At 69.2% G+C, this 23,619-nt stretch carries 23 protein-coding genes and 1 riboswitch; of the genes, 5 read left to right on the forward strand and 18 right to left on the reverse strand.

From position 1 onward, the window contains the following. Nucleotides 1–260 precede the first annotated feature (260 nt). Nucleotides 261–971 carry a GH12 family glycosyl hydrolase domain-containing protein gene (locus tag O1R50_RS09385; protein ID WP_270109721.1) on the forward strand — a complete coding sequence of 237 codons (711 nt, stop codon included), beginning with the start codon at nt 261–263 and terminating at the stop codon, nt 969–971. 138 nt (nt 972–1,109) lie between these two features. Further along, nucleotides 1,110–1,475 (forward strand): hypothetical protein, encoded by a 366-nt coding sequence (locus O1R50_RS09390; protein ID WP_270109722.1) that lies wholly within the window; start codon nt 1,110–1,112, stop codon nt 1,473–1,475. 17 nt (nt 1,476–1,492) lie between these two features. Here the strand turns inward: O1R50_RS09390 and O1R50_RS09395 are convergent, their stop codons facing one another. Both O1R50_RS09395 and O1R50_RS09400 read right to left on the reverse strand, forming a co-directional pair. Next, on the reverse strand, nt 1,493–3,169 hold the full coding sequence (locus O1R50_RS09395; protein WP_270109723.1) for a glycoside hydrolase family 2 protein: 1,677 nt from the start codon (nt 3,167–3,169) through the stop codon (nt 1,493–1,495). Nucleotides 3,170–3,245: 76 nt separating this feature from the next. Next, complete coding sequence (locus O1R50_RS09400; RefSeq protein ID WP_270109724.1) at nt 3,246–4,031, reverse strand: TetR/AcrR family transcriptional regulator; 786 nt, start codon at nt 4,029–4,031, stop codon at nt 3,246–3,248. 108 nt (nt 4,032–4,139) lie between these two features. Between O1R50_RS09400 and O1R50_RS09405 the strand changes: the two genes are divergently transcribed. The 3 genes from O1R50_RS09405 (at nt 4,140) to O1R50_RS09415 (ending at nt 7,237) form a co-directional block, all read left to right on the forward strand. After that, complete coding sequence (locus O1R50_RS09405; protein ID WP_270109726.1) at nt 4,140–5,051, forward strand: NmrA family NAD(P)-binding protein; 912 nt, start codon at nt 4,140–4,142, stop codon at nt 5,049–5,051. Nucleotides 5,052–5,177: 126 nt separating this feature from the next. Beyond that, nucleotides 5,178–6,629 (forward strand): glycosyltransferase family 39 protein, encoded by a 1,452-nt coding sequence (locus O1R50_RS09410; RefSeq protein WP_270109727.1) that lies wholly within the window; start codon nt 5,178–5,180, stop codon nt 6,627–6,629. A 140-nt stretch (nt 6,630–6,769) separates the two neighbouring features. Then, a complete protein-coding gene (locus O1R50_RS09415) occupies nt 6,770–7,237 on the forward strand; it encodes a hypothetical protein (RefSeq protein ID WP_270109728.1) in 468 nt (155 codons plus the stop codon). Between the two features lie 53 nt (nt 7,238–7,290). Here O1R50_RS09415 and ribH read toward each other — a convergent pair whose 3' ends face one another. The 16 genes from ribH to O1R50_RS09495 all read right to left on the reverse strand — a co-directional run bounded on the left by ribH (nt 7,291) and on the right by O1R50_RS09495 (nt 23,551). Beyond that, nucleotides 7,291–7,761 (reverse strand): 6,7-dimethyl-8-ribityllumazine synthase, encoded by a 471-nt coding sequence (ribH, locus tag O1R50_RS09420; RefSeq protein ID WP_270109729.1) that lies wholly within the window; start codon nt 7,759–7,761, stop codon nt 7,291–7,293. A 1-nt stretch (nt 7,762) separates the two neighbouring features. Beyond that, nucleotides 7,763–9,010 carry a bifunctional 3,4-dihydroxy-2-butanone-4-phosphate synthase/GTP cyclohydrolase II gene (locus tag O1R50_RS09425; RefSeq protein WP_270109730.1) on the reverse strand — a complete coding sequence of 416 codons (1,248 nt, stop codon included), beginning with the start codon at nt 9,008–9,010 and terminating at the stop codon, nt 7,763–7,765. Beyond that, nucleotides 9,010–9,597 carry a riboflavin synthase gene (locus O1R50_RS09430; protein ID WP_270109732.1) on the reverse strand — a complete coding sequence of 196 codons (588 nt, stop codon included), beginning with the start codon at nt 9,595–9,597 and terminating at the stop codon, nt 9,010–9,012. Before O1R50_RS09430 ends, O1R50_RS09425 begins: the two co-directional genes overlap by 1 nt. 90 nt (nt 9,598–9,687) lie before the next feature. After that, nucleotides 9,688–9,831, reverse strand: a riboswitch (FMN riboswitch). A 79-nt stretch (nt 9,832–9,910) separates the two neighbouring features. Then, complete coding sequence (locus O1R50_RS09435; RefSeq protein WP_270109734.1) at nt 9,911–10,900, reverse strand: GGDEF domain-containing response regulator; 990 nt, start codon at nt 10,898–10,900, stop codon at nt 9,911–9,913. 7 nt (nt 10,901–10,907) lie between these two features. Beyond that, nucleotides 10,908–11,603: a ribulose-phosphate 3-epimerase gene (rpe, locus tag O1R50_RS09440; protein WP_270109735.1), complete on the reverse strand. Its 696-nt coding sequence runs from the start codon at nt 11,601–11,603 to the stop codon at nt 10,908–10,910. Nucleotides 11,604–11,668: 65 nt separating this feature from the next. Further along, complete coding sequence (locus tag O1R50_RS09445) at nt 11,669–13,033, reverse strand: glycoside hydrolase family 6 protein (RefSeq protein WP_270109736.1); 1,365 nt, start codon at nt 13,031–13,033, stop codon at nt 11,669–11,671. A 172-nt stretch (nt 13,034–13,205) separates the two neighbouring features. Then, nucleotides 13,206–14,645 (reverse strand): RsmB/NOP family class I SAM-dependent RNA methyltransferase, encoded by a 1,440-nt coding sequence (locus tag O1R50_RS09450; RefSeq protein WP_408612657.1) that lies wholly within the window; start codon nt 14,643–14,645, stop codon nt 13,206–13,208. Continuing rightward, nucleotides 14,603–15,526 (reverse strand): methionyl-tRNA formyltransferase, encoded by a 924-nt coding sequence (gene fmt / locus O1R50_RS09455; RefSeq protein ID WP_270109738.1) that lies wholly within the window; start codon nt 15,524–15,526, stop codon nt 14,603–14,605. Before fmt ends, O1R50_RS09450 begins: the two co-directional genes overlap by 43 nt. Continuing rightward, complete coding sequence (def, locus tag O1R50_RS09460) at nt 15,523–16,074, reverse strand: peptide deformylase (RefSeq protein ID WP_408612667.1); 552 nt, start codon at nt 16,072–16,074, stop codon at nt 15,523–15,525. The genes fmt and def overlap by 4 nt, the downstream gene beginning before the upstream one ends. A 246-nt stretch (nt 16,075–16,320) precedes the next feature. Further along, nucleotides 16,321–17,025 (reverse strand): hypothetical protein, encoded by a 705-nt coding sequence (locus tag O1R50_RS09465; RefSeq protein ID WP_270109740.1) that lies wholly within the window; start codon nt 17,023–17,025, stop codon nt 16,321–16,323. A 2-nt stretch (nt 17,026–17,027) separates the two neighbouring features. Further along, entirely contained in the window at nt 17,028–17,708 is a 681-nt protein-coding gene (locus tag O1R50_RS09470) for a hypothetical protein (protein WP_270109742.1), read from the reverse strand. A 2-nt stretch (nt 17,709–17,710) separates the two neighbouring features. After that, complete coding sequence (locus O1R50_RS09475; RefSeq protein WP_270109743.1) at nt 17,711–18,469, reverse strand: hypothetical protein; 759 nt, start codon at nt 18,467–18,469, stop codon at nt 17,711–17,713. Between the two features lie 2 nt (nt 18,470–18,471). Next, nucleotides 18,472–19,347, reverse strand: coding sequence for an ATP-binding cassette domain-containing protein (locus O1R50_RS09480; RefSeq protein ID WP_270109744.1), 876 nt, complete (start codon nt 19,345–19,347; stop codon nt 18,472–18,474). Then, nucleotides 19,344–19,709, reverse strand: a complete 366-nt coding sequence (locus O1R50_RS09485) for a GntR family transcriptional regulator (RefSeq protein WP_270109745.1) — start codon at nt 19,707–19,709, stop codon at nt 19,344–19,346. The genes O1R50_RS09480 and O1R50_RS09485 overlap by 4 nt, the downstream gene beginning before the upstream one ends. Before the next feature lie 259 nt (nt 19,710–19,968). Next, a complete protein-coding gene (locus tag O1R50_RS09490; protein ID WP_270109746.1) occupies nt 19,969–21,747 on the reverse strand; it encodes an ABC transporter ATP-binding protein in 1,779 nt (592 codons plus the stop codon). Continuing rightward, entirely contained in the window at nt 21,740–23,551 is a 1,812-nt protein-coding gene (locus O1R50_RS09495; protein ID WP_270109747.1) for an ABC transporter ATP-binding protein, read from the reverse strand. Before O1R50_RS09495 ends, O1R50_RS09490 begins: the two co-directional genes overlap by 8 nt. Nucleotides 23,552–23,619 lie beyond the last annotated feature (68 nt).

Raw genomic sequence — 23,619 nt, forward strand, 5'->3', positions numbered from 1 at the left:
CGACTACCCCGTGAACGACTACACCCTGACCGTCTCACCCGGCGCTAAAGGGTGGGGCCGCGGCGTTCGCCGCGGCCCCTCCACGCGCTCGAACTCACTCAACGACTTGCGCGCGCGAGCATTGGGATTTCACAGTTCAGGGCAGGTATGGACTTTAATTGGGTCGCATGATCTAATTAACGTATCGGGATTTGTCGATATTTATCGTCGATGTCGGGCCCGATGACTGAAACCATGACCTCGAGAAAGGCATGCCCTTCATGCGACGCAGATCGCTCCTCTCCGCCGCGCTGGCCGCCCCCCTGGCCACCGCGGGCGCCGTCGGCGCCCTCCAGTCCCCGGCACACGCCGCCACCTGGTCCTCCTCCGACAAGTGGGGAACCTGGCAGAACGGCGCCTACACGCTCTACAACAACGTCTGGGCCCCCTCCGGCTACGGGCCGCAGTCGATCTGGGCGAACTCGTACAGCAACTGGGGCGTGTGGGCCAACCACCCGAACACGGGCGGCATCAAGTCCTACCCGAACGTCTCCTACACGCTGGGGCGCACCGTCTCCAGCATGGGGAACGTGAGCAGCAACTTCAACGTCACCGTGCCCGGTTCGGGCTCGGGCCTGGCGTACAACACCACCTACGACGTGTGGGGCAACGGCCACGCCCACGAGATCATGATCTGGACGCAGTGGACGTCCAACGTCGGTCCGATCGGCGGCTACGTCACCAACGTCAACCTCGGCGGCCGCAACTGGAACTACCACCAGGGCCACAACGGCGGCAACCCCGTCTACAGCTTCATGGCGACGAGCCAGTTCACGAGCGGCACGGTGAACATCACGCCGATCTGCCAGTGGCTGGTGAACCAGGGCCGGATGCCCAACGTGCGCATCGACCAGATCCAGCTCGGCTGGGAGATCACCTCGTCCTCCGGCGGGCGCGACTTCCGGATGAACAGCTACTCACTCTCGACCTAGTGAGCCCGCGACGCCTCGAACCGCGGAAATCTTCGCGGTTCGAGGCGTCGCATTCGTTGTCGTACTGGGTAAACTCCGGGTTGACGGCAGCCGGGCCCGCGAGTCGGGACGCCGGTCCGACCAAGGGAGGGTGCGACCATGAAATCGCAGAAGGAACTGGCGGAACACGGCGGGGAACCAGCGGACGAGACCGACGCGCTGCGCCTGTCCGACCTCGCCGAGAACGAGGGCGCCCGCATCGAGTTCGACGAGTACGGCACCGACGACGACCTGTGGCCCGTCGCCAAGAGCGGTCGCCGCAGGCTCGCCTTCGCCGCGGCCGCGCTGGTCCTGGTGGCGGGCGCGGTGGTCGGAGGCAAGATCGCCTACGACCGCCGCAGATCCGCGAAGGGCTACCAGCGGGCGGTCACGGCGCTGGAGGACGCGCGGGAGGCGCTCCTCTCGGCGGCCTCCGAGCTTCCCGAACGCGGTCGCGAGGTTCTGCAGAAGGTCAAGCGCCACTGAGCCGATCCGCCCGCGCGTCAAGCCTTGTCGCGCCGAAAGCGCCCCCGCACGGTCCGGTAGGCCTGCTTGGGGCGGCGGTACTCGTCGACGAGGCCCTTGTCGTTGACCCCGCGCGGGCGCCGGAGCAGGAAGTCGCGCTGCTCGGTGGTGCGGAAGTCGCCCAGGACCCAGATGGCGAGCCCGGAGATCCGGTCCTGCCCGTCGAGGAGGTGGCCGATCACGGTGTCGAGCAGGCGCGACTGGTAGTCCTCGGTCCACAGTGAACCGAGCTGGTCGACGTGGCCCGGCACCGCGCCCGCGCCGATCTCGGAGATGATGAGCGGCTTGTCCCCCAGTCCGAGGCCGTCCACGCGGGCGCTGATGCGGTCGAGCTCCCCCGGGATGTCGGGGATGTCGCCGAAGTACCAGCCGGGGTAGGTGTTCGCGGAGACGACGTCGACCAGGTCGAAGCACTGGTCGTCGTGGGCGTTGATGGCCGCGTAGGTGACCGGGCGGGAGCCGTCGAGCTCGCGCAGGCGCCCGAGCAGCTTCGCGTAGACCGGCCGGCCGGCCTCGGACCAGCTCGGGCACTCGTTCAGGATGCCCCACAGGATGATCGAGGGGTGGTTCTGCGAAGCGGCGACCATCTCGTCGATGTGCGCCACCTGCGCCTCGATGAAGCCGGGGTCGGTGAGGTGCTCGACCGGGTACTGCCAGCCGACCGACTCGCACCACACCAGGATCCCGGCCTCGTCGCACAGGTCGAGGAACAGCGGGTCGAGCGGGTAGTGGCTGCCGCGCACGAAGTTGCAGCCGAGGTCCTGGAGCTGCTGGATGTCGTTGACGAGCAGCGCTTCGGGTTGGGTGTGGCCGAACTGCGGGTGGGCCTCGTGGCGGTTGACGCCCTGGAGCGTGACGGGCTCGCCGTTGACGGTGATCCGGGCGTTCTCGGTGCGGACCTCGCGGACGCCGAAACGCTCGCGCAGATCGTCCCCGCCGAGGCGCACGGTGAGGAGGCTCAGATTCGGTTCGGCGGGCGACCACGGTGCGACCCAAGGGAGTTCGAGGGTGCGCTCGAGGCTGCCGGAGGTCTGGAGGTCGACGGCTTCGCTGAGGACGGTCCGGCCGTCGCACTCGATCTCGAGCGGCACCGACGCGGCGGTGTCCGCGGTGTAGTCGATCCGCACGTGCACCCGCCGTGCGGCGACCGACTCGGTGGCGATCCGCACGCCGTCGATCCGGACCGGGCCCAGCCGGTGGAGCTCGACGCTCCGAGAGATGCCCCCGTAGGCGTACCAGTCGAAATGCTCCATGTGGAGTGGCGAACGCTCGTCGAAGCGGTTGTCGACGAGCACGATGATCTCGGCTTCGCCCGCTTCGGCCTCGGTCTCGGACCAGAACCGCGTGAAGCCGCCCGCGTGCTCGCGGATCAGCTCGCCGTTCCAGAAGACCCGGCACCAGTGCTGGACGGCCTCGAAGACGAGGCGATGGCGGGCGGCCTCGACGTCGACGCGGATGCGGTAGGCGGCCAGGCCGCGTTTTCCGGCGAAGGCGGGGGTGGCGTCGAAGCAGCCGGGCACGGCCATCACGTCGTCGAAGGCGATGCGGTCGACGGCGATCGCGTCGGGGTCGGCGTCGCCCAGGAACGTGAAGTCCCAGATGCCGTCGAGCGCGGCGACCTCGCGCCGCTCGTGTGTCGCGAACCTGCGGGCCATGCGGCCTCCTCGGGTGGTCTCGTCAGATGCGGGACTGATCCTAGGCGACCGGTTGCCAGAGGGGAAGGCCCTGTGACTACGTAGTCTTGCGCTTTTCCCGGAACGCCTTCTGACGGCAGGCCGCCGAGCAGTACTTCGCGGGCCGGCCGGTGGCGGTCTCGGGGAGCGGCGTGCCGCAGACCGGGCAGGATCGTTCCGTTACGGCAATTTCGTTACGCAACCCGCTCGGCTCGAGGCTTTCGTTACGATTCTCGAAGTTTCGTTCCAACCGGAGGCCTTCCCACAGGATCCTCGAGAGGCGGCGGGCCCGCTCGGGCGATTCGATCGCCTGCGACATGCCGACGCAGCCGGCCAGCAGGGCCCGGACATCGTTGGGGTCCAAGTCGGAACGCACGGCCCCGGCCCGCTGGGCCCGCTGCAGGAGGATGCCCAGCGGGGTGTCGACCACGCAGACCCCCTCGAGCTTCGACGGCTCCTGCCAGTCGCCCCGCGAGGCGAGCGCCTCGCAGATCGCGCGGTTGGCGAGGGCCTGGCCGGTCAGGTATTCCATGTACTCGAAGAAGGCGCGCTCGGGGTCCGGGCGTCGCATCATCTCGGCGCCGCGCTCGCTGAGCTGGGAGAGCCGATGGTCGAGCACCGTCGCGAGCAGGGCGTCCTTGGTCGGGAAGTGCCGGTAGACGGTCCCGGCGCCGACGCCCGCGGCGGTCGCGATCTCCCCCAGGGAGACCGAGGTGCCGCGCTCGCCGAACAGCCGGTCGGCCGTCTGCAGGACCTTGAGGCGGTTGCGCTGGGCGTCAACGCGTTCGGCTCGCTGGACGGCGCTCTTCGGCGACGCCTGCGGAGTCTGGATCCGCTGGGGCATGGGTCCCCCTCTCGTGGACTCGCTTAAACGGGTGTAGTGTTCCGTTTTATCAACCGGGTTGCCGCTCCCGATATTAGTCGGCGAACCCCGCCATGGAAAGGAACACCCATGCCCGCTTCCGAGAAGACCATCCTCGTCACCGGCGCGACGGGCCGACAGGGCGGGGCCGTGACCGCCCGCCTGCTGGCCGACGGTTGGCACGTCCGCGCCCTCACCCGCGACCCCGACAGCACGAAAGCCAAGGCGCTCAAGGCATCCGGTGCCGAGGTCGTCCCGGGCGACCTCGACCACCGGGCCTCGCTCGACGCGGCCGTCGCGGGCGCTTACGGCGTCTTCAGCGTCCACGCCGGGGCGTACGAGGGCGGGCCGTACGGCGACGACCTCGGGCATGAGGCGCGCAGCGCCGCGAAGATCGGGGCCGCCGCGCAGGCGGCCGGCGTCGTCCACGTCGTGCACTCCTCCTCGGTCGGCGTAGGCGGGCCGCTGGAGCGCTCGATGGACATGCTCCAGCGCAAGGCCGAGGCCGAAGCGGCGATCCGCGAGAGCGGCGTCTCGCTCACGATCCTGCGGCCGACCGCGTTCATGGAGAACACCTTCGACTCCTTCAGGGAGCTCCAGAACGGCGCGCTCGTCTCCACATTGCGGGCCGACACCTACGAGCCGCTCATCGCCGCAGCGGACATCGCCGCCTTCGCCGCGATCGCCTTCACCGACCCGAGGCGGCACCGCGGGCAGGTGCACGAGCTGGCCGGCGACGACCTCACGCAGGCCGACAAGGCCGCGCTCATCGGGCGCGTCGTCGGCAGAGAGGTGCCGTACGTGGAGATCACCGTGGAGCAGATCGCGAAGGAGAGCCCCACGACGGCGAAGATGATCGCGCTGATCAACGAACACCGCATCCCGGTCGACATCGCGGCGCTGCGCGAGATCCACCCGGGCCTGCTCACCTTCGAGCAGTGGATGACCGGCATCGGCAAGCCCATGGTCGACGCGTACTTCGCGAGGATCGACGCGGCCTAGCCGAGCACAGCGGGGACCGCCCGGCGGTCCCCGCCTGTCCCGGTCGGGTCGGGACAGGCGGGCGGGTTGCGCGCGTCGGTCCACTGCGGAAGGATTTGGGCCACCCCCGAATGCGAAGGCCCGCCCATGCAATCCCCTCCCCTCTACCGCGCCCACCTCGTCGCCGCCACCGCGGCGCTCGCCGCCGTGCTCGCGATCCTCAACGGCCGCTACGACTACCACCGCGACGAGCTGTACTTCAGGATGCTCGAGCCCGCCTGGGGCTACGCGGACCAGCCGCCGCTCACGCCGCTGCTCGGAAAGGCCGCGACCGCGCTGCTCGGCGATTCGCTGTGGGCCTTGCGGTTCCCTTCGATCCTGTGCATGGTCGGGGTGCTGTGGATCGCGGCGCTGCTCACCCGCGAATTCGGCGGCGGCAAGGCGGCGCAGGCGCTCTGCGTCTGGGGCCTGGCGTTCGCCGGGGTCGCGCTCGCGTTCGGACACCAGCTCTCTACCAACTCGATCGACTTGGCGGTGTGGACGGCCGCGCTGCTGTTCGCGGTGAAGGCGCTCCTGCGCGACCGGCCGCAATGGTGGCTCGCCGTCGGCGCGGTCGCCGGCATCGGCCTGTACAACAAGCACCTGGTCGTGCTGCTGCTCCTCAGCCTCGGCTTGGCGCTCCTCGCGGTGGGGCCGCGGAAGGTCCTGCTCTCCAAGTGGCTGTGGGCCGGGGCCGCGGTGGCGCTGGTGATCGGCGCGCCGAACCTCGTGTACCAGGCGGCGCACGATTGGCCGCAGCTCGAGATGGCCTCGGCCATCAACGAAACCGACGGCACCGAGAACCGGATCCTGCTGCTGCCCTTCCAGTTCCTATTGGTCGGGCTGTTCCTCGTCCCGGTCTGGATAACCGGATGCATCGCGCTGCTGCGCCGCCCCGAGTGGCGACCGGTCAGGGCGATGGCCGCGGCGTACCCGATCCTGCTCGCGGTCACGCTGGCGACCGGCGGCCAGTTCTACTACCCCATGGGCCTGGTCTTCGCCCTGTACGCGGCCGGATGCGTCCCGGTCGCGGCTTGGGCGGGCACGCTGAGCCGTCGCCGGGTGCTGGTGGTCGGTGTGGCGCTCAACAGCGCGATCTCGGCCCTGGTCGCGCTGCCGCTGCTGCCCGTCGGCATCGTCGGCGATACGCCGATCCCCGACATGAACAGCTCAATCCCGGACGGGGTCGGCTGGCAGGCGTACACGGATCAGGTCGAAGCCGTGGCCGCCACGGCTCCCGCGGAGGGCACGGCGATCATCACCGCGAACTACGGCGAGGCCGGGGCGCTCATGCGGTACGGGGAGGATCTGCCGCCGGTCTTCAGCGGCCACAACGAACTCCACGAGTACGGCCCGCCTCCGGCGGACACCGACACGGTCGTCACCGTGGGCATGGAGCTCGCGGGACTCCTCCCCTACTTCGACTCGTGCGAGCGGGCCGGCGGGCTCGACAACCGCCTCGGCATCGACAACGAGGAACAGGGCCGGGTCATCGGCGTGTGCCATGGTCCGGTTCTGCCGTGGACCGAGTTGTGGCCCGAGTTCCAGCATTACAGTTGAGCGGTTGGTGCGCCGGCGTGCGTTCGCGTTCCGTTGCAACGGTATTCAACTTCCTCAGCTTTCACATGGCAACGGGGGCACGCTATAGTCACCGCGATCCCCGTCCCCATCGGAACTGAACAGAGTTGGAGAGCTTCTCGATGAAAGCTCGGATGCGTGCGGCCCTGCGCCGCGCCGCCATGGCGTTCCTCGCCGTCACCCTCGGCGCCGTCTCGGCGATCGTCTTCGCCGCCTCGCCCGCGGCCGCCGTCGGGCCCTGCGGCTCGTCGTACAGCCACATCGACCGCTACGCCATCAACAGCGCCACCCAGGGCACCGCCGCCTACATGGACCTGTACTGGTCGGACTCCGCCAACCGCAACTGCGCGGTGCTCAACGGCACCGGCAAGACCTACGGCTTCAACGGCCGCAAGGGCATCCTCATCTGGGCCTCCGGCTACTACGACCAGTACGACCAGGACGACAGGGACTACTCGTACTACGCGGGCCCCGTCTACACCCCGTCAGGCGTGAACATGTCCGGCCGCTGCGTCAACCTCGAGGGCATCGTCGAGCTCCCCAACGGCGAGGTCGTCAGCGGCCACCGCTACGGCGTCCACTGCAACTGACCGAGCAGCGAAGCCCCCGGCGGATCTCCGCCGGGGGCTTCGCGCTGCGCGGCTCAATCGAGCGAGCGGATCGCCAGCGCCGCGCCGAGGGCGGCGACGACCGCCTCGTAGCCCTTGTCCTCAGTGGAGTCGGGGTATCCGGCGCGGGCGAGGGCCTGCTCCTGGTTGTCGACCGTGAGCACGCCGTGGGCGACGGGGGTCGACTCGTCGAGCGCGACCCGGGTGAGCCCTTCGGTGACGGACTTGCACACGTAGTCGAAGTGGGCGGTGCCGCCGCGGATGACGGTGCCGAGGGCGACCACGGCGTCGTATCTGCGGGCGAGCGCCTGCGCGGCGATCGGCAGTTCGACCGCTCCGGCGACGTGCAGGACCTTGACGTCGGCGACCTTGGCGTCGGCGGCGGCTTCGAGTGCGCGCTTGAGCAGCTGGCCGACGATCTCGGTGTTCCAGTCCGTGGCAACGATACCGAGGGTGAGCCCGGCGGCGTCGGGGACGTTGATCGCGGGTGCTCCGTGACCGGCCATGTTATGCGGCTCCCTTTGCGGCGAGGACGGGCGCGGGCAGGTCGGCCAGCAGGTGGCCCATGCGGTCGCGCTTGGTCGTCAGGTAGGCGAGGTTGTCGGGGGTGGCGTAGGTCGGCAGGGCGACCCGGTCGAGGACCTCGAGGCCGTGGCCTTCGATGCCGGCGCGCTTGTCCGGGTTGTTGGTCAGCAGCCGCATCGACTTGATGCCGAGGTCGTCGAGGATCTGCGCGCCGATGGCCCAGTCGCGGGCGTCGGCGGGCAGGCCCAGTTCGAGGTTCGCGTCCACGGTGTCGCGGCCCTGGTCCTGGAGCTGGTAGGCCTGGAGCTTGTGGACCAGGCCGATGCCGCGGCCCTCGTGGCCGCGCATGTAGAGCACGACGCCGCGGCCTTCGGCCTCGACGGCGCGCAGCGCGGCCTGGAGCTGGGGGCCGCAGTCGCAGCGCAGGGAGCCGAAGGCGTCGCCGGTGAGGCATTCGGAGTGGACGCGCACGAGCACGTCTTCGCCGTTGCCGATGTCGCCCTTGACGAGGGCGACGTGCTCGTTGCCGTCGAAGACGGCGCGGTAGCCGATGGCGGTGAACTGGCCGGCCTCGAGCGGGAGGCGGGCCTCGGCGAGGCGCTTGACGTGGACCTCGTTGCGCTGGCGCCATTCGACGAGCTGGGCGACGGTGATGAGCGCGAGGCCGTGCTCGTCGGCGAACTCGCGGAGCTCGGGCAGTCGCATCATGGTGCCGTCGTCGTTCATCATCTCGCTGAGGACGCCGACGGGTTCCTTGCCCGCAAGGCGGGCCAGGTCCACGGCGGCCTCGGTGTGGCCGGTGCGGACGAGCACGCCGCCTTCCTTGGCGCGCAGCGGGACCACGTGGCCGGGGCGGCTCAAGTCGCCCGCGACCGTGCCCGGGTTGGCGAGCACGCTGATGGTGTGGGCGCGGTCGGCGGCGGAGATGCCGGTGGCGATGCCGCGGCGGGCGTCGACGGTGACCGTGTAAGCGGTGCCCCGCGGGTCCTGGTTCTCGGCCGCCTGCGGCGGCAGTTGGAGCAGGTCGGCGCGGTCGGGGAGCATCGGCACGCACAGGTAGCCGCCGGTGTGGCGGATGGTGAACGCGACGAGCTCGGGCGTGGCGTCCTGGGCGGCGAAGATGATGTCGCCCTCGTTCTCGCGGCCTTCGTCGTCGGCGACGATGACGGCCCGGCCCGCGGCGATCGCGGCGATCGCGTCTTCGACGGTGTCCATGCGGATGTCGTTCATCAGATGCTCCCGGCAGACTGGAGGAGTTTTTCGACGTGCTTGGCGACGACGTCGGTCTCGATGTGGACCGGGTCGCCGACCTGCTTGCGGCCCAAGGTGGTCGCTTCGAGCGTGGTGGGGATGAGGCCGACGCTGAACTCGTCGCCGTCGATGGCGGCGACGGTGAGCGAGGTGCCGTCGATGGTGATGGAGCCCTTCTCGACCACGTACCTGGCGAGGCCTTCGGGGAGGCGGAAGGTGACTTCCTCCCACTCGGCGGCGGGGGTGCGCTTCACGATGTGGGCGACGCCGTCCACGTGGCCCTGCACGAGGTGCCCGCCGAGTCGAGTGGTGAGGGTGGCGGCGCGCTCGAGGTTGACGGGGTCGCCGGGTTCGAGCTTGCCGATGACCGAGCGGCGGTAGGTCTCCTCCATGACGTCGGCGGTGAAGACATCGCCTTCGACGCTCACGACGGTGAGGCAGACGCCGTTGACGCTGATGGAGTCGCCGAGGGCGGCGTCAGAGGTGACGACGGGCCCGCGGACGGCCAGGAACGCTTCACTGGCCTTGACGACTTCGCCGAGTTCTTCGACGATTCCGGTGAACACGGTTGGAACTCCCTACCTGCTGCGTACGATCTGCGGCGCGCAGGCGGGGGCAAGAGAATGGCTCGCAGGGGCCACCAGTGGCCTCCTGCGTTGCGTCTGCTCCCATCCGGACTTTAACCGTCGGTCCTGGATTCTCACCAGGTCAACCGTCCGCTGGATGCGGACGGGTCGCGGACTCGCAGGCCCTGGCCTGCTCACCGCCGGCTCGGAATTTCACCGACCCCGCTGACGCGCGTTTGCTACAAGGAATTGTGCCACGTGGATATTCCGCCGGGGTCCTCACTGTGACGCACCCTACTGACCGCAGGCGTGTTCAGCCGTCATTCGTCCAGAAGACGGGACGGCGGTTGGTGCGGCCGGGCGCGCGGCCCTCGGGGAAGGCCACGTAGTTCCCGGGGTGGGATTTGGCGACGCTCTTGAGGGTGGTGGCCTCGGCTACGGCCTCGTAGGCATCGGCGAAGCGGCGCACGGTGGAGAGGGCGACGCCGGTGGAGAGCGTGGGCAGGCGCGAGCGGGTGAGGCGCCGGGAGGTGCGGTCGGCGTGCTCGATGTAGCCGCGCTCGACATCGCGCGGTTCGCAGAGCTGGCGGACGCGGCGGGCGAAGTGGTCGTTGAGGAAGCCGGTCACCGCTTCGGCGTGCTCGGGCAGGCAGAGGATGGTGAAGTCGTCGCCGCCCACGTGGCCGAGGAAGACCGGCGCGGCCCCGGCGTCCCCGGCGGCCGCGTACACGCATTCGGCGAGGGCTCGGATGAACTCGTCGCCGCGCACGAACCCGTACACGTCGTTGACCGCTTTGAACTGGTCGATGTCGATGTAGCACAAGGCGAACGGGTCGCCGCGTTTGATCCAGGCCTGGAGTTCGCGGAGGATCCTGTCGTTGCCGGGCATGCCGGTGAGCGGGGAGGACTCGCGGACCTCGCGGTGGCGGCGGATCGCCGAGTCGATGCGGGCCGAGACTTCGGCGGGGTCGAAGGGCTTGGCGATGTAGTCGTCGGCCCCGGCTTTGAGGCCGGCGATCTTGTCGGCCGAGGAGGGCCCGGCGCCGAGGAGGATGAGCGGCAGGCTCGCGGTGGCCGGGTCGGCGCGGAGCTGGCGGGTGAGGGCGAGTCCGTCGATGAACGGCAGGTCGGCTTCGAGCAGGACGATGCCGGGGCGGCGGAGCGCGATCCCGGCGAGCGCCTGGTAGCCGTCGCGGGCGAGCGCGGTGTCGAAGCCGTCGGCCCTCAGTCTCGCGGCGAGGAATTCGGCGATCTCGGGGTCGTTGTCGGCGATGAGGACCAATTCGGGGGTGGCGGCTGGCATGTTCGCGTCATCCGGATGATCGCGCCGCGTCGGCGCGGGCGCGCAGGCGTCTGGCCGCATCGGCGGGGTCGGTCGCGCCGTAGACCGCGGTGCCGGCGACGAACGCGTCGGCTCCGGCCTCCGCGGCGGCGGCGATGGTGTCGTCGGCGATGCCGCCGTCGACCTCGATGCGCAGCTCCAGGTGTCCGGAGTCGGCGTGGCGGCGGGCGGTGCGGACCTTGTCGAGCAGCTCGGGCATGAACTTCTGGCCGCCGAAGCCGGCCTTGATCGTCATGATGAGCAGCGTGTCGAAGGCGGGGAGGACGTCGAGGTAGTCCTCTACCGGGGTGTCGCGGTCGATCGCGAGCCCGGCTTTGGAGCCTGCTGCGCGCAAGTCCTTCGCGAGCCGGACGGGGTCGTCGGCGGCCTCGGCGTGGAAGGTGACGTTGTAGGCGCCGAGTTCGGCGTAGCCGGTCGCCCAGCGTTCGGGGTCCTCGATCATGAGGTGGCAGTCGAGCGGGATGCCCGTGGCGGCCTTGAGGGACTTGACGACCGGCGGGCCGAGCGTCAGGTTGGGAACGAAGTGGTTGTCCATGACATCGACGTGGAGCCAGTCGACGGCCCCCTCGACCGCGTCGGCCGCCTCGGCGAGACGGGCGAAGTCCGCCGCCAGGAGACTCGGGGCGATGACGGTGTCGGCCTGCGCCGTTCGGAACTGTGCCACACGGACAGTGTAGGTCGCGGAACCGCGACGCAGGCCGGACACCGGGTGCCTGTTGTGATGTCAGATCAGCAGGGGACGTCCATGTCGGCTGCGGCGCCGGAGGCGACGAAGCCGAACAGCTCCTTGGTCTGGCCCGCCGCGACGGTGGCGTTCCAGCCGACGTCCTTGGCGGTGACGGTCTTGCCGGAGGTGGTCAGCTGGGTGTTCCAGCTGCTCGTGACCGCTTGGGAGCCGGGCCAGGTCCACGAGACCGTCCAGCCGTTCACGGCCTGGTCGGCGGTCATCGAGACCTTGCCCTGCCAGCCCGTGCCCCAGTCGCTGACGACGTCGATGTGGACGGTGCAGTCCGTCTCGCCGGGCCCGCCGGTGGTGGGGTTGTCGCTGGTCGGGCCGCCGGTCGGGCTGGTCACCGGGTCGGTCGGCTCGACCTGGCCGGGCCAGCCGCTGCCGGCGTTGTTGGCGAGCTGGTAGGCCAGGTCGGGGATGAACTGGCCCGCGGAGCCCGCGCAGCCGTCGGCCTCGCCGGGGAGCTTCACCCACAGGTAGGCGTCGATGCCGCTGACGCCGGTGGCGGTGGTCGGGAACTTGCCGATGGCGCGGCCGGGCGGGTCGCACCAGTCGTTCGGGTTCGGCGGGTTCAGCGGGCCGTTGCCGTTGCGGCTGGTGTCGATCACGGCGGTCTTGCCGGAGCCGACGATGCCGCGGATCTGGTTGGCGTAGGCGGTGGCCTCGTCGGTGGTGCGGTAGTTGGAGACGTTGAGGGAGAAGCCGTCGGCGTATTGGATGCCCGCTGCCTGGAGGCGCCTGCCGGCTTCGGCGGCGGTGAGCCAGGCCGAGTTCCCGGCGTCGAGGTAGACCTTCGCCTCCGGGGAGGCGGCGTTGAGTTTCTGGGCCGCGTAGCTGAGGGAGGCGTTGATCTGGGCGCGTTCGGTGGCGTTGTGGCAGTCCTGCGCGAGCACGTCGGGTTCGATCACGATGTACGCGGGCCCGTCGATCTCGTTCGCGATCTGGTCGATCCAGCCGCGGTAGGCGTTGTGGTCGGGGGCGCCGCCGCCGGAGTGGCCGCCGCAGTCGCGGTTGGGGATGCCGTAGACGACCATGATCGGGGCCGCGCCGTCCGCGGCCGCGCCGTCGACGACCGCGGCGACCTGCGCGGCGATCCCGCCGGTGGGGTTGTACTGGGTGAACCAGGTGCCCGCGGGGGTCTCGGCGATCCGGTCGCGGATCATGCCCGCCCGCCAGTCGTTCGGGTTCTGGTTGACCCACCGGGCCGCTCCCGTGTTCGGGTTCGTCCACAGTGCTTGGGCTTGGGCGCTGACGTCCTCCTGCGCGCCCGCATTGGGGCTGAGGAGGAAGCCCGCGCTGAGCGCGGCCGCCACCGCGGTTGCGGCTCCCGCGACGATCGCCGCGAGACGCTGTCGTCGTTTCATCTTGGTGCTCCTAGGGTCAGTCGTGCCGGTAACCCGGGGAAATATTCACCCCTGTCAATGGAATGGTAGCGCTTCCAAATCGACGGGTTTCGATGCCCCACCCGAAAAAAAGCGGCCCCCTCCTGCGACCGGTTCGCACCGTGACGCGGGAAGGGGCCAGCGAGCTGGAATGTTATCGGTTGCCGGTTTTGCGAAGCAGCGCAAGGAACATCGCGTCGGTGCCGTGGCGGTGCGGCCACAGCTGCACGAAGTCGCCGCGCTCCGAACCGGGCACGCGCTTGGTGAGCCAATCTGGACGGACGAGCTCCGCTCCCCCGGCCGCGAGCACCGACTCGACCACCTCGGACGTCTCTGCGCCGACCGGCGAGCAGGTCACGTACGCGACGATCCCGCCCGGCCGCGCCAGGCGCAGACCCGAGGCGAGGAGTTCGCGCTGCAGCGGCACCAGGTCGTCGATGTCGCTGCGCTGCTTGCGCCACCGTGCCTCCGGCCGGCGGCGCAGCGCGCCGAGGCCCGAGCACGGGGCGTCCACGAGCACCCGGTCGGCCGAACGGGCCTTCCCGTAGGTCCGGCCGTCGCCGGTGTGGACGGTGACGGGCAGGCCTCGCGAGGCCTTCGCCACCAGCTCCGCCCGGTGCGACTGGATCTCCACCGCATCGAGCGTCGCGTCCCTTTGCGCCGCAATGGCACCGAGCAGGCCGGTCTTACCGCCGGGACCGGCGCACAGGTCGACCCACGACCGGTCCGGCCCTTCGAGCGGGGCCTCCGCGAGCTGCACGGCGACCAGCTGGCTGCCCTCGTCCTGGACATGCGCGAGCCCGGTCGCGACGGCCCGCACCCGGCCCGGATCGCCGCTCGGCAGGTACACCGCGTACGGCGACCACTGGCCGTGCTCGCCCCCGCGAGTCTCGCGCGAGAGGTCGCCCTTGGTGATGCGACCGGGCTTGGCGCACAAGTGCACCGGCGGCGCGACGTTGTCCGCTGCCAGAGCGGGCGGCAGCTCGTCCGCGCCCAGCACCGCCTCGAACTCGGCCGAGATCCACTGCGGGTGCGCGTAGCGCAGCGAGAGGTCGTGGAGGCGGTCGCCGGTGGCGAGCTCCGCGGTCCACTCCTCGAGGTCCTTCGCGGCGACCTTGCGCAGCACGGCGTTCGCGAGTCCGGAGACGCGCGGCGAGACCGCGGCCTTGACGAGGCTGACGGTGGTGGCGACCGCCGCGTGCGCGGGGATGCGCATGTACAGGAGCTGGTAGGCGCCCAGGCAGAGGGCGTCCACGAGGTCCTGCTGGAGCTGGCGGATCTCGCGGCCGGAGGCGGCGGCGAGGATCGCTTCGAGGGTGCCCAGGCTGCGGAGCGTGCCGTAGGTGAGCTCGGTGGCGAGGGCGGCGTCGCGGCCGGTGTTGTCGGTCTCGGCGAGCATCCGCGGCAGCACGAGGTTGGCGTAGGCGTTGTCGGCGGTGACGGCGTTGATCGCGTCGAACGCGACGCGGCGCGGGTTCACCTTCGGGCGGTCGCGCTCATCGGCGGCGCGCGGGCCGGAACGGCTGCTGCGTCGGCGGTTGCTGTTGTCGCTCATACGAATACCGGGCTCTCGGTCTGGAGGCCGCGGCCCCATGCGGCGGCGTCCATGGGCTTCTTCCCGGCTGGCTGGACCTGGTCGAGGAGGACCGGGTCGGTGGCGGTGCCGACATGGACGGACTTCTTGGCGAGGGCGATCTGGCCGGGGGCGAGGCGCGGACCCTCGGGGTCGGGGCGGACGGGGCCGAGGCGCAGGCGCTGGCCTTCGAACTCGGTCCAGGCCCCGGGGGCGGGGGTGACGGCGCGGATGCGGCGGTCGACGGCGAAGGCGGGGTCGGTCCAGCGGACGCGGGCGTCTTCGACGGTGATCTTGGGGGCGTAGGAGACGCCGTCCTCGGGCTGCGGTTCACCGACGATGACGCCGGCTTCGAGGGCGTTGACGACGTCGACGGTGAGGCGGGCGCCGGCGACGGCGAGACGGCCGAGGAGGTCGCCGGAGGTGTCGGTGGCGTCGATCGGCTCGGTGAGGCGGCCGTAGACGGGGCCGGTGTCGAGTCCGGCTTCGAGCTGGAAGACGCAGGCGCCGGTCATCTCGTCGCCGTTGAGCACGGCGTGCTGCACGGGGGCGGCGCCGCGCCATGCGGGCAGGAGCGAGAAGTGCAGGTTGATCCAGCCGAGGCGCGGGATCTCCAGGGCTGCGGGCGGCACGAGCGCGCCGTAGGCGACGACCGGCACGATGTCGGCGTCGAGTTCGCGCAGGCGGTCGAGGAACTCGGGTTCGCGCGGTTTCGCGGGCGTGAGTACTTCGACGCCGTGCTCGTCGGCCCAGGCGGCGACGGGCGAGCGGGAGACCTTGCGGCCGCGCCCGGTGCGCGCGTCGGGGCGGGTCAGCACCGCCACCACTTCGTGGTCGGACGCGTGGAGGGCCTCGAGGGTCGGCAGTGCGACCTCCGGGGTCCCGGCGAAGACGATCCTCATCGCTTGAAGAACACACCCTTGGAGTCGTGGGGGGTGACTTTGACTTTGACGTCTTCGTTGTACCAGTCCTGGGACTGGATCTCGGCCATCGCGGCCTTGCGGCGGTCGGAGTCGAGGCGGTCGATGAAGATGATGCCGTCGAGGTGGTCGGTCTCGTGCTGGAGGCAGCGGGCCATGAGGCCGGTGCCGACGATCTGGAGGGGGTCGCCGTATTCGTTGAAGCCCTTGGCGACGACGTTCTGACGGCGGACGGTGTCGAAGTAGAGCCCGGGGAGGGAGAGGCAGCCTTCGGGGCCGTCCTGCTCCTCTTCGTCGGGGAATTCGAGCACGGGGTTGACGATGTGGCCGATGACGTCGTCGACGTCGAAGGAGAACACTCGTTTGCTGACGCCCAGCTGGGGTGCGGCGAGCCCGGCGCCGCCTTCGTCGCGCATGGTGTCGAGCAGGTCCTTCACGAGGCCCCGCAGTTCCTTGTCATAGGTGTCGACTTCCTCGGCGGCGGTGCGCAGGACCGGGTCGCCGAAGATGCGGATGGGCTGAATCGACAATGTGCTGACCTTCCGATGCGTGTACTGGCCGTCTACCAGTGTCCCACCCGCCGGGCGCATTCCGTGAGGGGTCGGCGGCGGGTGTGGTGCGGGTCGGGGCCGCCGCTCCCGGAGGCGGCCCGCGGCGGGGCGCGTCGCGACGGCCCGCTCGGTGGTCAGCATGAGCGCGGCGACGAGGCAGGCGGTGATGCACAGGAGCAGCACGACCAGGGGGAAGGGCACTTCGACGCTGAGGAGTCCCATGGTTCAGGCTTTCTTGTCGGGCATCGGCGCCCTGGCGAGCGCGAGCCAGGCGATGAGGACGAAGGCGACGGTGAGGACGGCGTCGAGGGGGGCGAGCGGCACGCCGTCAGCGGGGAATTCGAAGAAGACGAGGTCCCCGTCGCCGCTGGGCGCCTCGGATGCGGCGATCTGGAGCGGGATCTGCCGCAGCAGCAGCATGGCGATCAGGACGCCCGCGAGCGTTCCTTTGACGAGGTCGCGGTCGAAGCGGACGATGATCGCGCCGGCCGCCGCTCCGGCGGTCACGTAGACCGCGGCCCGGGTGAGGGCGTCGATGGGGGCGGCTCCGTAGAACCCGTCGTAGGCGCTGCTGTCCGTCAGTTCGGCGACGATCACGATCAACTGCGTGAACGCGAATCCCGCGGCGATCAGGAGGGCGCTGAACAGGGCGTAGGCGGTGCCGAACTCGCGGCGGGTCATTCCGGCGCCGATGGCGGACGGGTAGGCCTTGACGAAATTGACCCAGCTGATGGCGAGCAGCAGCAGCGGCAGGAAGCCGACCAGGTAATTGCCGTAGTCGGCGTCGAACCCGGTGAGGACTCTGAAAACGCCCTGGACGGCCTGGAGGAGCGCGTATGCGGCCGCGGCCCACAGGCCGAAGGTCTTGGCGGTGTCGGTGGAGAGCCGTATCGCCAGGCGGTATTTGCGTTGGGCGAGAAGGGTGTTCATGGTCAGGCCTTTGCTCGGATCGGGACCGATCGCAGCGCGGCGGCGTTCGCGGCGATCAGGACTGCGGTCAGGGCGAGTGCGGCGGCCGCCCAGACGGCCGTGGGCCCGCCGGGTTCGAACCACGCGTCGTTGAATTCGAGGTAGAGGATGGCGGCGTAGAGCGCGCCGGCGCCGAAGAGGACGGCGGCGGTGAACCGGTTGTCCCCGCCGAAGCGGGTGGCGAGGGCGGCGATGAGGGTGCCCGCGAAGAAGTAGATCGGCGTGATCGCGAGATATCGGGCGCCCGAGCCGAGCGCTTCGCCGAGGCTGGTCGGCGGTTCGGCGGCGAGCGCGAGCAGGGCGTGCTCAGCGGCGAACCCGGCCGTGAGGTAGGCCGCGAGTCCGACGGTGGCCAGGGTTCCGAAGACGGCGTAGGCGACGGTGATCTCGCGGCGGGTGCAGCCGCGTGAGATCCACACCGGCAGGTTCGCGTAGAGCATCATTCCGGCGGTGCCCGCGGCGAACCACTGGAGCACGGCCGCGGTGACGGACCAGAGCCCGAGCTCGAAGACCTCGGCGAACACTGCGGAGAGGGCGGGGACGAGGACGATGCCGGAGATGAGCCACCAGCGGAGCCAGGAGACGGCACCAGTGAAGAGGCGGCGGCCGAAGCGGTAGCGGCGGTTCGCGAGTGCGGCGTTCATGGTCATGCCTTCTTGCTGTGCAGCGGGATGTCGATGAGGATGCGGCGGGAGGCGATCGCGAGGCCCGCCGCGACGACGGCGATGCCCGTCAGGACGAGGCCGCGTCCCCAGTCGTCGATGAACCTGCCGAGCACGCCCGCCCAGGACGGGCCGAAGGGCTCGGTGTCGTAGACGGCGTTGTCGAGGCTGAAGACGACCACGAGGACCGGGAACAGCAGCAGCCAGCCGCTGCTCTGCCAGCGGTAGGCGGCGGCGCCGATGAGGGCACCGGCGGCGAAGTACGCGAGGTACAGGAGCGGATAGACCGCGGCGAAGGCGGCCGTCTCGCCCCATGTGCCGATCGCGGTGGTCGCGTTGTCTGCCTGGATGCCCTGGGTCCAGTCCATGGCGCCGTAGTAGACGCGTTCGATGAGGAGCCCGGCGAAGACGAGCACGCCCAGCGCGGCCGACCACAGGAGACCGAAGACGCCCATGGCGACGCTGAGTTCGCGGCGGGTCATGCCGGTGGCGATCATGTTGGGCACCAGCACGTAGAGGAAGCCCCCGGCGACGAACGCGGTGAACCACTTGGCGATGTTCGCGGTGTAGAACCAGGTCGAGAGGTCGATCTCGTTGTACTGCGAGAGCGAGAGCGGTCCGAGGAAGGCGATGGCGACTGCGGCGATGATCCAGTACTTGAAGTAGTTGAGGGCCGCCTGGGCGATCCCGAGGCCGAGGGTGAAGCGGCGGTTGGGAAGGGTGAGGTTCTGCAGGGCGAGCATCGTCAGGCTCCGTTCCGGCTCGGCTCGGTGAGGTGGATGAAGAGGTCCTGGAGGCCGACCGGTCCGATCTCGAGTCCGGCAGCGGCGGCGCGCTCGCGGGTGCCGGGGCCGAAGGCCGCGACGGTGACGCTCTTGGTGCCGCCGAGCTGCTGCTCGGCGAGGACTTCGAGTCCGGCGGCGACGTCGTCGACGGCGGCGGCCGGACCGGTGAGGGTGGCGCCCAGGTCCTGGAGGACCTCGAGCTCCTCGTGGCGGAGGATGCGTCCCTTGTCGACGATGATGACCTCTTCGAGGTAGTTGGCGACCTCGTCGATGAGGTGGGTGGAGAGGATGACGGTGTGGGGCCGGTCCATGTACTCGGCGAGGAGCTCCTTGTAGAACGCGTCCCGGGTGGGGGCGTCCATGCCGAGGTGGACTTCGTCGAACATGGTGAGCTCGGCGCGGGCGGCGAGGCCGCAGATCGCGGCGAGGATGGAGCGCTTGCCGCGGGAGAGCTCGCGGACCTTCTTCTTGAGCGGCAGCTCGAAGCGCTCGGCGAGCTTGAGGGCGTAGGCGGTGTCGAAGCCGGGCCGGATCTGGCCGGTCTCGATGGCGGCCTTGACGGTGTCGGAGTCGTCGAAGTCGCCGCCTTCGCGGATGAGGGCGACGCGCGAGACGATCCCGGCGTTCTCCCACACGGGTTCGCCGCCCACGAGGATCTCGCCGCTGGTGGGTTTGCGGAAGGCGGCGAGGAGGCTCAGGAGGCTGGTCTTGCCGGCGCCGTTGCGGCCGAGCAGGCCGTAGATCTTCCCGGCCTCGAGGTCGAGGTTCACGTCGGCGAGGGCGTCGCCGTCGCGGTACTTGAGGGTGACGTCGCGGAGGGTGGCGGAGAAGCTCATTTGCGGGCGCCTTCCTGTGCTTCGAGGTAGTCGATGATGTCGGTGAGGGTGATGCCCGCCTGGCGGGCCTCTTGGACGAGGGGGGCGAGCACGCGTTCGAAGAACCGCTCGCGGAAGTCGGCGGCGAGCCGCTCGCGGGCGTCCTCGGCGACGAACATGCCGACGCCGCGCTGCTTGTAGAGGACGCCTTCGTCGACCAGCTCCCGGAACGCCTTCTGCGCGGTGGCCGGGTTGATCTGGTAGAAGGCGGCGTACTGGTTGGTCGACATGACCTTGCCTCCCGGTTCGAGCGAGCCGTTCATGATCTCGGCCTTGATCTGATCGGCGATCTGCCGATAGATCGGTGTGCCGTCATCGAACATCTCGCCTCCTTCGGTCTAGTGCGAATGGTTGGTCGGTTCAGAGGTTCATTACTTGACTAATGAACCATAGCACGTCGATGCCGAAGCGTGTCAACCCGAGCAGGCGCGCACCGGCCCGGGCCCGGCCTCGCGGGAATGGCGGGTTCGGTGAAAGATGTTGTGGCGCTTGTGGTTTGGTGGCAGTGAGAGTTACGACATTCGGGTCACCGAGGGGCCGCGGTTGTCGATGGAGAGAGCGGTGGAGCGACGCTGGGCTCTTCTATCGATACGACCTGGCTTGCAGCTCGAACATCTCCGCGTAATGACCGTTGGCGGCCATGAGTTCCTCATGGCTGCCCGCTTCGGCGATGCCGCCGTCTTCGACCACGACGATGAGATCGGCCATGCGGACGGTCGAGAAGCGGTGCGATACCAGCACGGTGATGCCACCGGTGTTCGCGGCCGTCGTGGCCGACGCGGCCGCGAAGCGTTCGAACAGGGCCGATTCCGATTCGGGATCGATGGCCGCAGTAGGCTCGTCCAGCAGCAGGAGAACGGGATCGTTCCGCATGAACGACCGTGCCAGAGCCACTCGTTGCCATTGCCCCCCTGAGAGTTCCACCCCTCCGGAGAACCTCGACCCGATCTGGGTGTCGAGTCCGGACGGCAGGTGCTCGACCACGCCCTCGGCGTCCGCCCTGACGACCGCGTGTTCGATCGCCGCTCTGTCGTCCAGCCGGGGGAGGTCACCGATGCCGATCGCCTCCTTGGTCTCGAACTCGAACTTGACGAAGTCCTGGAATCCCGCCGACATGGCCCGGCGCCAGCTCTCGGGGTCGATCTGCCGCAGGTCCTGCCCGTCCACCTCGATGGTTCCCCGGCTCGGATCATAAAACCGCGCGAGCAGTTTTACCAAAGTGGACTTTCCGGCGCCGTTGTCGCCGACGAATGCCACCGTGCTTCCGGCGGGAAGGAAGAGGTCGACGGATTCAAGGCTGGCCCGCTGCGCTCCTGGATAGGAGAACGTGACGTCGCTGAATCTGATGCCGGTCTCCAGGCGAGCGGGCGCCGGAGACAGCTCACCGGTCGGAGCGTGCGACCGCGCGTAGTCCCTCAGCCAGCGGAAGTTGGCGACGGTTCCGAGTGCCCACGTCAGCTCGTTGGACGAGTTCGACAGCTCGGCTGCCGCTCGATCGACCTGGGGCACCAGCAATACGACCATGACGATCTCGCTCGGGCCGACGGTTCCCTGCGTTGACAGCCAGACGACGAACCCGATGGCGCCGCCGTAGCCGAGCGCCGAGACGATTCTTCCGATCACGTCGATGCCGGCTGCGCGCTTCGCCGCCGCCCATCGCGGTTCGTCGCGCTGCGAGTGGAGCAGCGCGAGCCGCTCGGTGATGAAGTCGCCGAGCCTGAAGGTTCGGACTTCGAGTCCGTGGCGAGGTGATTTGGCGATTTCGGTGAGCATGTCGATCATGCGGTGTCGATCGGCGGTCGCCTCCATGGCCCGCAACCGGAGCCGCCCCGCTCTGCCCGCGCACAATACGCGCACGGTCCCCAGCAGGGGCAGCAGGATGAACAGCGGATGCACGACTACGAGCAGCGCCAGGACCGTGACGGATCCGGCCGCAACAGCGAGGGCGCTCGCGAGGGTCGTCGCACCGTACTTGAGGTATCGGGACTCCTCCCGGATCACTGCCAACCGGTCCGCGACATCGGGGCGTTCATGATGTTCCAGACCGGGGATGCCGGTGGTGATGGCGAGGAGTTCCCGGTTCAAGCTGCCCTCGACGCGGTCTTCCATCGCCGACTGCACCGCGCTGGAGAGGATGCGGCACCCGAAATAGGCGATGATGGCGCCCGCCAGGACAACCATTCCCCGCAGCACACCGTCCCCGGCGGCGATGCCGTCGACCACGAGACCGAGTCCGTAGGTCTGCAGCGGCACGGCGACGGCGATGATGATCGCCGCGGAGAACTCGGCGGCGGCCAGCAACGGCGCCGACCTGATGACCAGACCGAACAGTGTCAGGCCCGAACGGAATGTCTCACGCATGCTCGGCTCCTTGCGCATACCGCTCCGCCTGGCGGCGGAACATGGTCGCATAGCGCCCCTCGGATTTGAGCAGTTCCTCGTGCGTGCCGGCCTCAGCGATACGGCCGTCCTCCAGCACGCAGATGCGGTCCGCGCCTCTGACCACTGAGAAGCGGTGGGAAATGATCATCGATGTCGCACCGGCGGTCAACTCCAGGTAGCGGTCGACCATGTCGGCTTCTCCCCTGACGTCCAATGCGGCCGCGGGTTCGTCCAGCACCAGCACACTTGCGCCATTGCGAAGCGAGTAGAGCGCGCGCGCGAGCGCGACCCGCTGCCATTCACCCCCGGAAAGGTCGACGCCGCCTTCGAGCGTCTTCGCGAGCACCGTCTCGGCGCCGTGCGGGAGTGTTCCGATCAACTTCGCGATCCCGGCCAGCTTCGTAGCTTCCCGCAGCTGCTGATCCGGGTCGTGCACGCCGGCCCGGGAGTTGAAGACGATGTTCTCGGTCATGCTGAACGGCAGCCGGATGAAGTCCTGGGGAATCGGCGCGATTCGGTCCTGCCACGCGTGGATTCCCGGCTCTCCCAGTTCCGACAAGTCAACGCCTTGAATGAGAATCCTTCCCTTGATCGGCCGGTACATGCCGGCCATCAGCTTCACCAAGGTCGACTTGCCGGCACCATTGACCCCCACGAGCGCCAATGCCTCCCCCGAGTGGAGGGACAGGTCGAGGTCGCGCAAGATGTAGTCCGCGGAAGCGCCCGACTCCGGGTACTTGAACCACACACCGTCGAAGCGCACCAACGGTTCTGACTCATCAGCGGGCTCGGTCCGGGTGGCGGTTCCCATGAGTCTCGGGCCGTTGGCCTTCGCAACGAGCCCCGGGAGGGACTCCACAGCGTCCAGCGCTTCGAGCCCTCGTCGCAGACGCGAAGCCGAGTGCCCGTCAACGGACATCCCGAGACTGAGCATCGCGACCAGGGCTGTGGTGGCGACGGTCAACGAGAGCTCACCGCTCGCGGCCTGCCGACCGATCACCACCGCGATCCCGGCCATGACGGCCAGGTGAATCCCGTAGATCAAGAGCGTCGGGAACACCGCCTTGCGCCGCTCCTCCCAGAGCGGAGTCATAGCGTCCGTCCACACACGGAGGTATCGGTCCACGAACCAGCTCGAAAGGCCGAACACCCGGACCTCCTTGGCCGCCGCGCCCATGGGAAGGTCGAACAGGTACGCGTACCGCCGCTGTTCTTCGGTCAAGTCGTCCAGTTGATCGGATTCAGCTCGCAGCAGCCTCGCCGAATACCACTCCAGCAGGAAGTTCGAGGCGAGCAGGATGACCGCCGCGACCCAGGAGAAACTCACAGCGAGCACCGCCGCGGAACCCACCGCCGTCAACCGGGCGTTGACGAGACCGCCCATCGACTCGATGCCGGTGCTCACCCCGAAACTACCGATCCCCTGCGCACGGCTCACACGGTCCTGCACCTCACGGCTTTCCAGATGGCTGATGTGCGTGGAGTCGAGCAGCGGCCCGACGATGCGGGCGTGCGTGGCCTGTTCAAGGTCGTAGATCGTGCGGAGCGTCACGAGGTCCTGGAGCACCGGTTGCACCGAGGTCAAGGCGAAAACGGCGACGAGCGCCGCACTCAGCCAGGCGAACGTGCTCAACGAAGCCGAGCCGACACCGGGCACGGCGCCGACGACTTGCCCGATCAGAAAAGTCAGAGCGACGGCGAGGACTGCCGAGAACAATGACGACGCCAGGAGCAGGATGATGCCCTTGCCCTGTGAAGCAGTGAATCTGATGAGCGCGATCATCAACTGTCCCTTGGCGTCGTCATACTGAAAAGTGCTGGAGTGAAGCTGTGCGTCCCCTCATCGATTAC

The organism is Glycomyces luteolus (assembly GCF_027622875.1).
GTDB lineage: Bacteria > Actinomycetota > Actinomycetes > Mycobacteriales > Micromonosporaceae > Glycomyces > Glycomyces luteolus.

Excerpts from the sequence above, each read along its gene's own strand:
- O1R50_RS09485 (WP_270109745.1), bottom strand. The coding sequence starts at position 19,709 with ATGTTCGATGACGGCACACCGATCTATCGGCAGATCGCCGATCAGATC.
- O1R50_RS09490 (WP_270109746.1), bottom strand. The coding sequence starts at position 21,747 with ATGCGTGAGACATTCCGTTCGGGCCTGACACTGTTCGGTCTGGTCATC.
- O1R50_RS09465 (WP_270109740.1), bottom strand. The coding sequence starts at position 17,025 with ATGAACACCCTTCTCGCCCAACGCAAATACCGCCTGGCGATACGGCTC.
- O1R50_RS09470 (WP_270109742.1), bottom strand. The coding sequence starts at position 17,708 with ATGAACGCCGCACTCGCGAACCGCCGCTACCGCTTCGGCCGCCGCCTC.
- O1R50_RS09415 (WP_270109728.1), top strand. The coding sequence starts at position 6,770 with ATGAAAGCTCGGATGCGTGCGGCCCTGCGCCGCGCCGCCATGGCGTTC.
- O1R50_RS09385 (WP_270109721.1), top strand. The coding sequence starts at position 261 with ATGCGACGCAGATCGCTCCTCTCCGCCGCGCTGGCCGCCCCCCTGGCC.
- fmt (WP_270109738.1), bottom strand. The coding sequence starts at position 15,526 with ATGAGGATCGTCTTCGCCGGGACCCCGGAGGTCGCACTGCCGACCCTC.
- O1R50_RS09400 (WP_270109724.1), bottom strand. The coding sequence starts at position 4,031 with ATGCCCCAGCGGATCCAGACTCCGCAGGCGTCGCCGAAGAGCGCCGTC.
- O1R50_RS09395 (WP_270109723.1), bottom strand. The coding sequence starts at position 3,169 with ATGGCCCGCAGGTTCGCGACACACGAGCGGCGCGAGGTCGCCGCGCTC.
- O1R50_RS09450 (WP_408612657.1), bottom strand. The coding sequence starts at position 14,645 with ATGGGGCCGCGGCCTCCAGACCGAGAGCCCGGTATTCGTATGAGCGAC.
- O1R50_RS09405 (WP_270109726.1), top strand. The coding sequence starts at position 4,140 with ATGCCCGCTTCCGAGAAGACCATCCTCGTCACCGGCGCGACGGGCCGA.
- ribH (WP_270109729.1), bottom strand. The coding sequence starts at position 7,761 with ATGGCCGGTCACGGAGCACCCGCGATCAACGTCCCCGACGCCGCCGGG.
- O1R50_RS09475 (WP_270109743.1), bottom strand. The coding sequence starts at position 18,469 with ATGCTCGCCCTGCAGAACCTCACCCTTCCCAACCGCCGCTTCACCCTC.
- O1R50_RS09435 (WP_270109734.1), bottom strand. The coding sequence starts at position 10,900 with ATGCCAGCCGCCACCCCCGAATTGGTCCTCATCGCCGACAACGACCCC.
- O1R50_RS09495 (WP_270109747.1), bottom strand. The coding sequence starts at position 23,551 with ATGATCGCGCTCATCAGATTCACTGCTTCACAGGGCAAGGGCATCATC.
- O1R50_RS09410 (WP_270109727.1), top strand. The coding sequence starts at position 5,178 with ATGCAATCCCCTCCCCTCTACCGCGCCCACCTCGTCGCCGCCACCGCG.
- O1R50_RS09390 (WP_270109722.1), top strand. The coding sequence starts at position 1,110 with ATGAAATCGCAGAAGGAACTGGCGGAACACGGCGGGGAACCAGCGGAC.
- O1R50_RS09425 (WP_270109730.1), bottom strand. The coding sequence starts at position 9,010 with ATGAACGACATCCGCATGGACACCGTCGAAGACGCGATCGCCGCGATC.
- O1R50_RS09480 (WP_270109744.1), bottom strand. The coding sequence starts at position 19,347 with ATGAGCTTCTCCGCCACCCTCCGCGACGTCACCCTCAAGTACCGCGAC.
- O1R50_RS09445 (WP_270109736.1), bottom strand. The coding sequence starts at position 13,033 with ATGAAACGACGACAGCGTCTCGCGGCGATCGTCGCGGGAGCCGCAACC.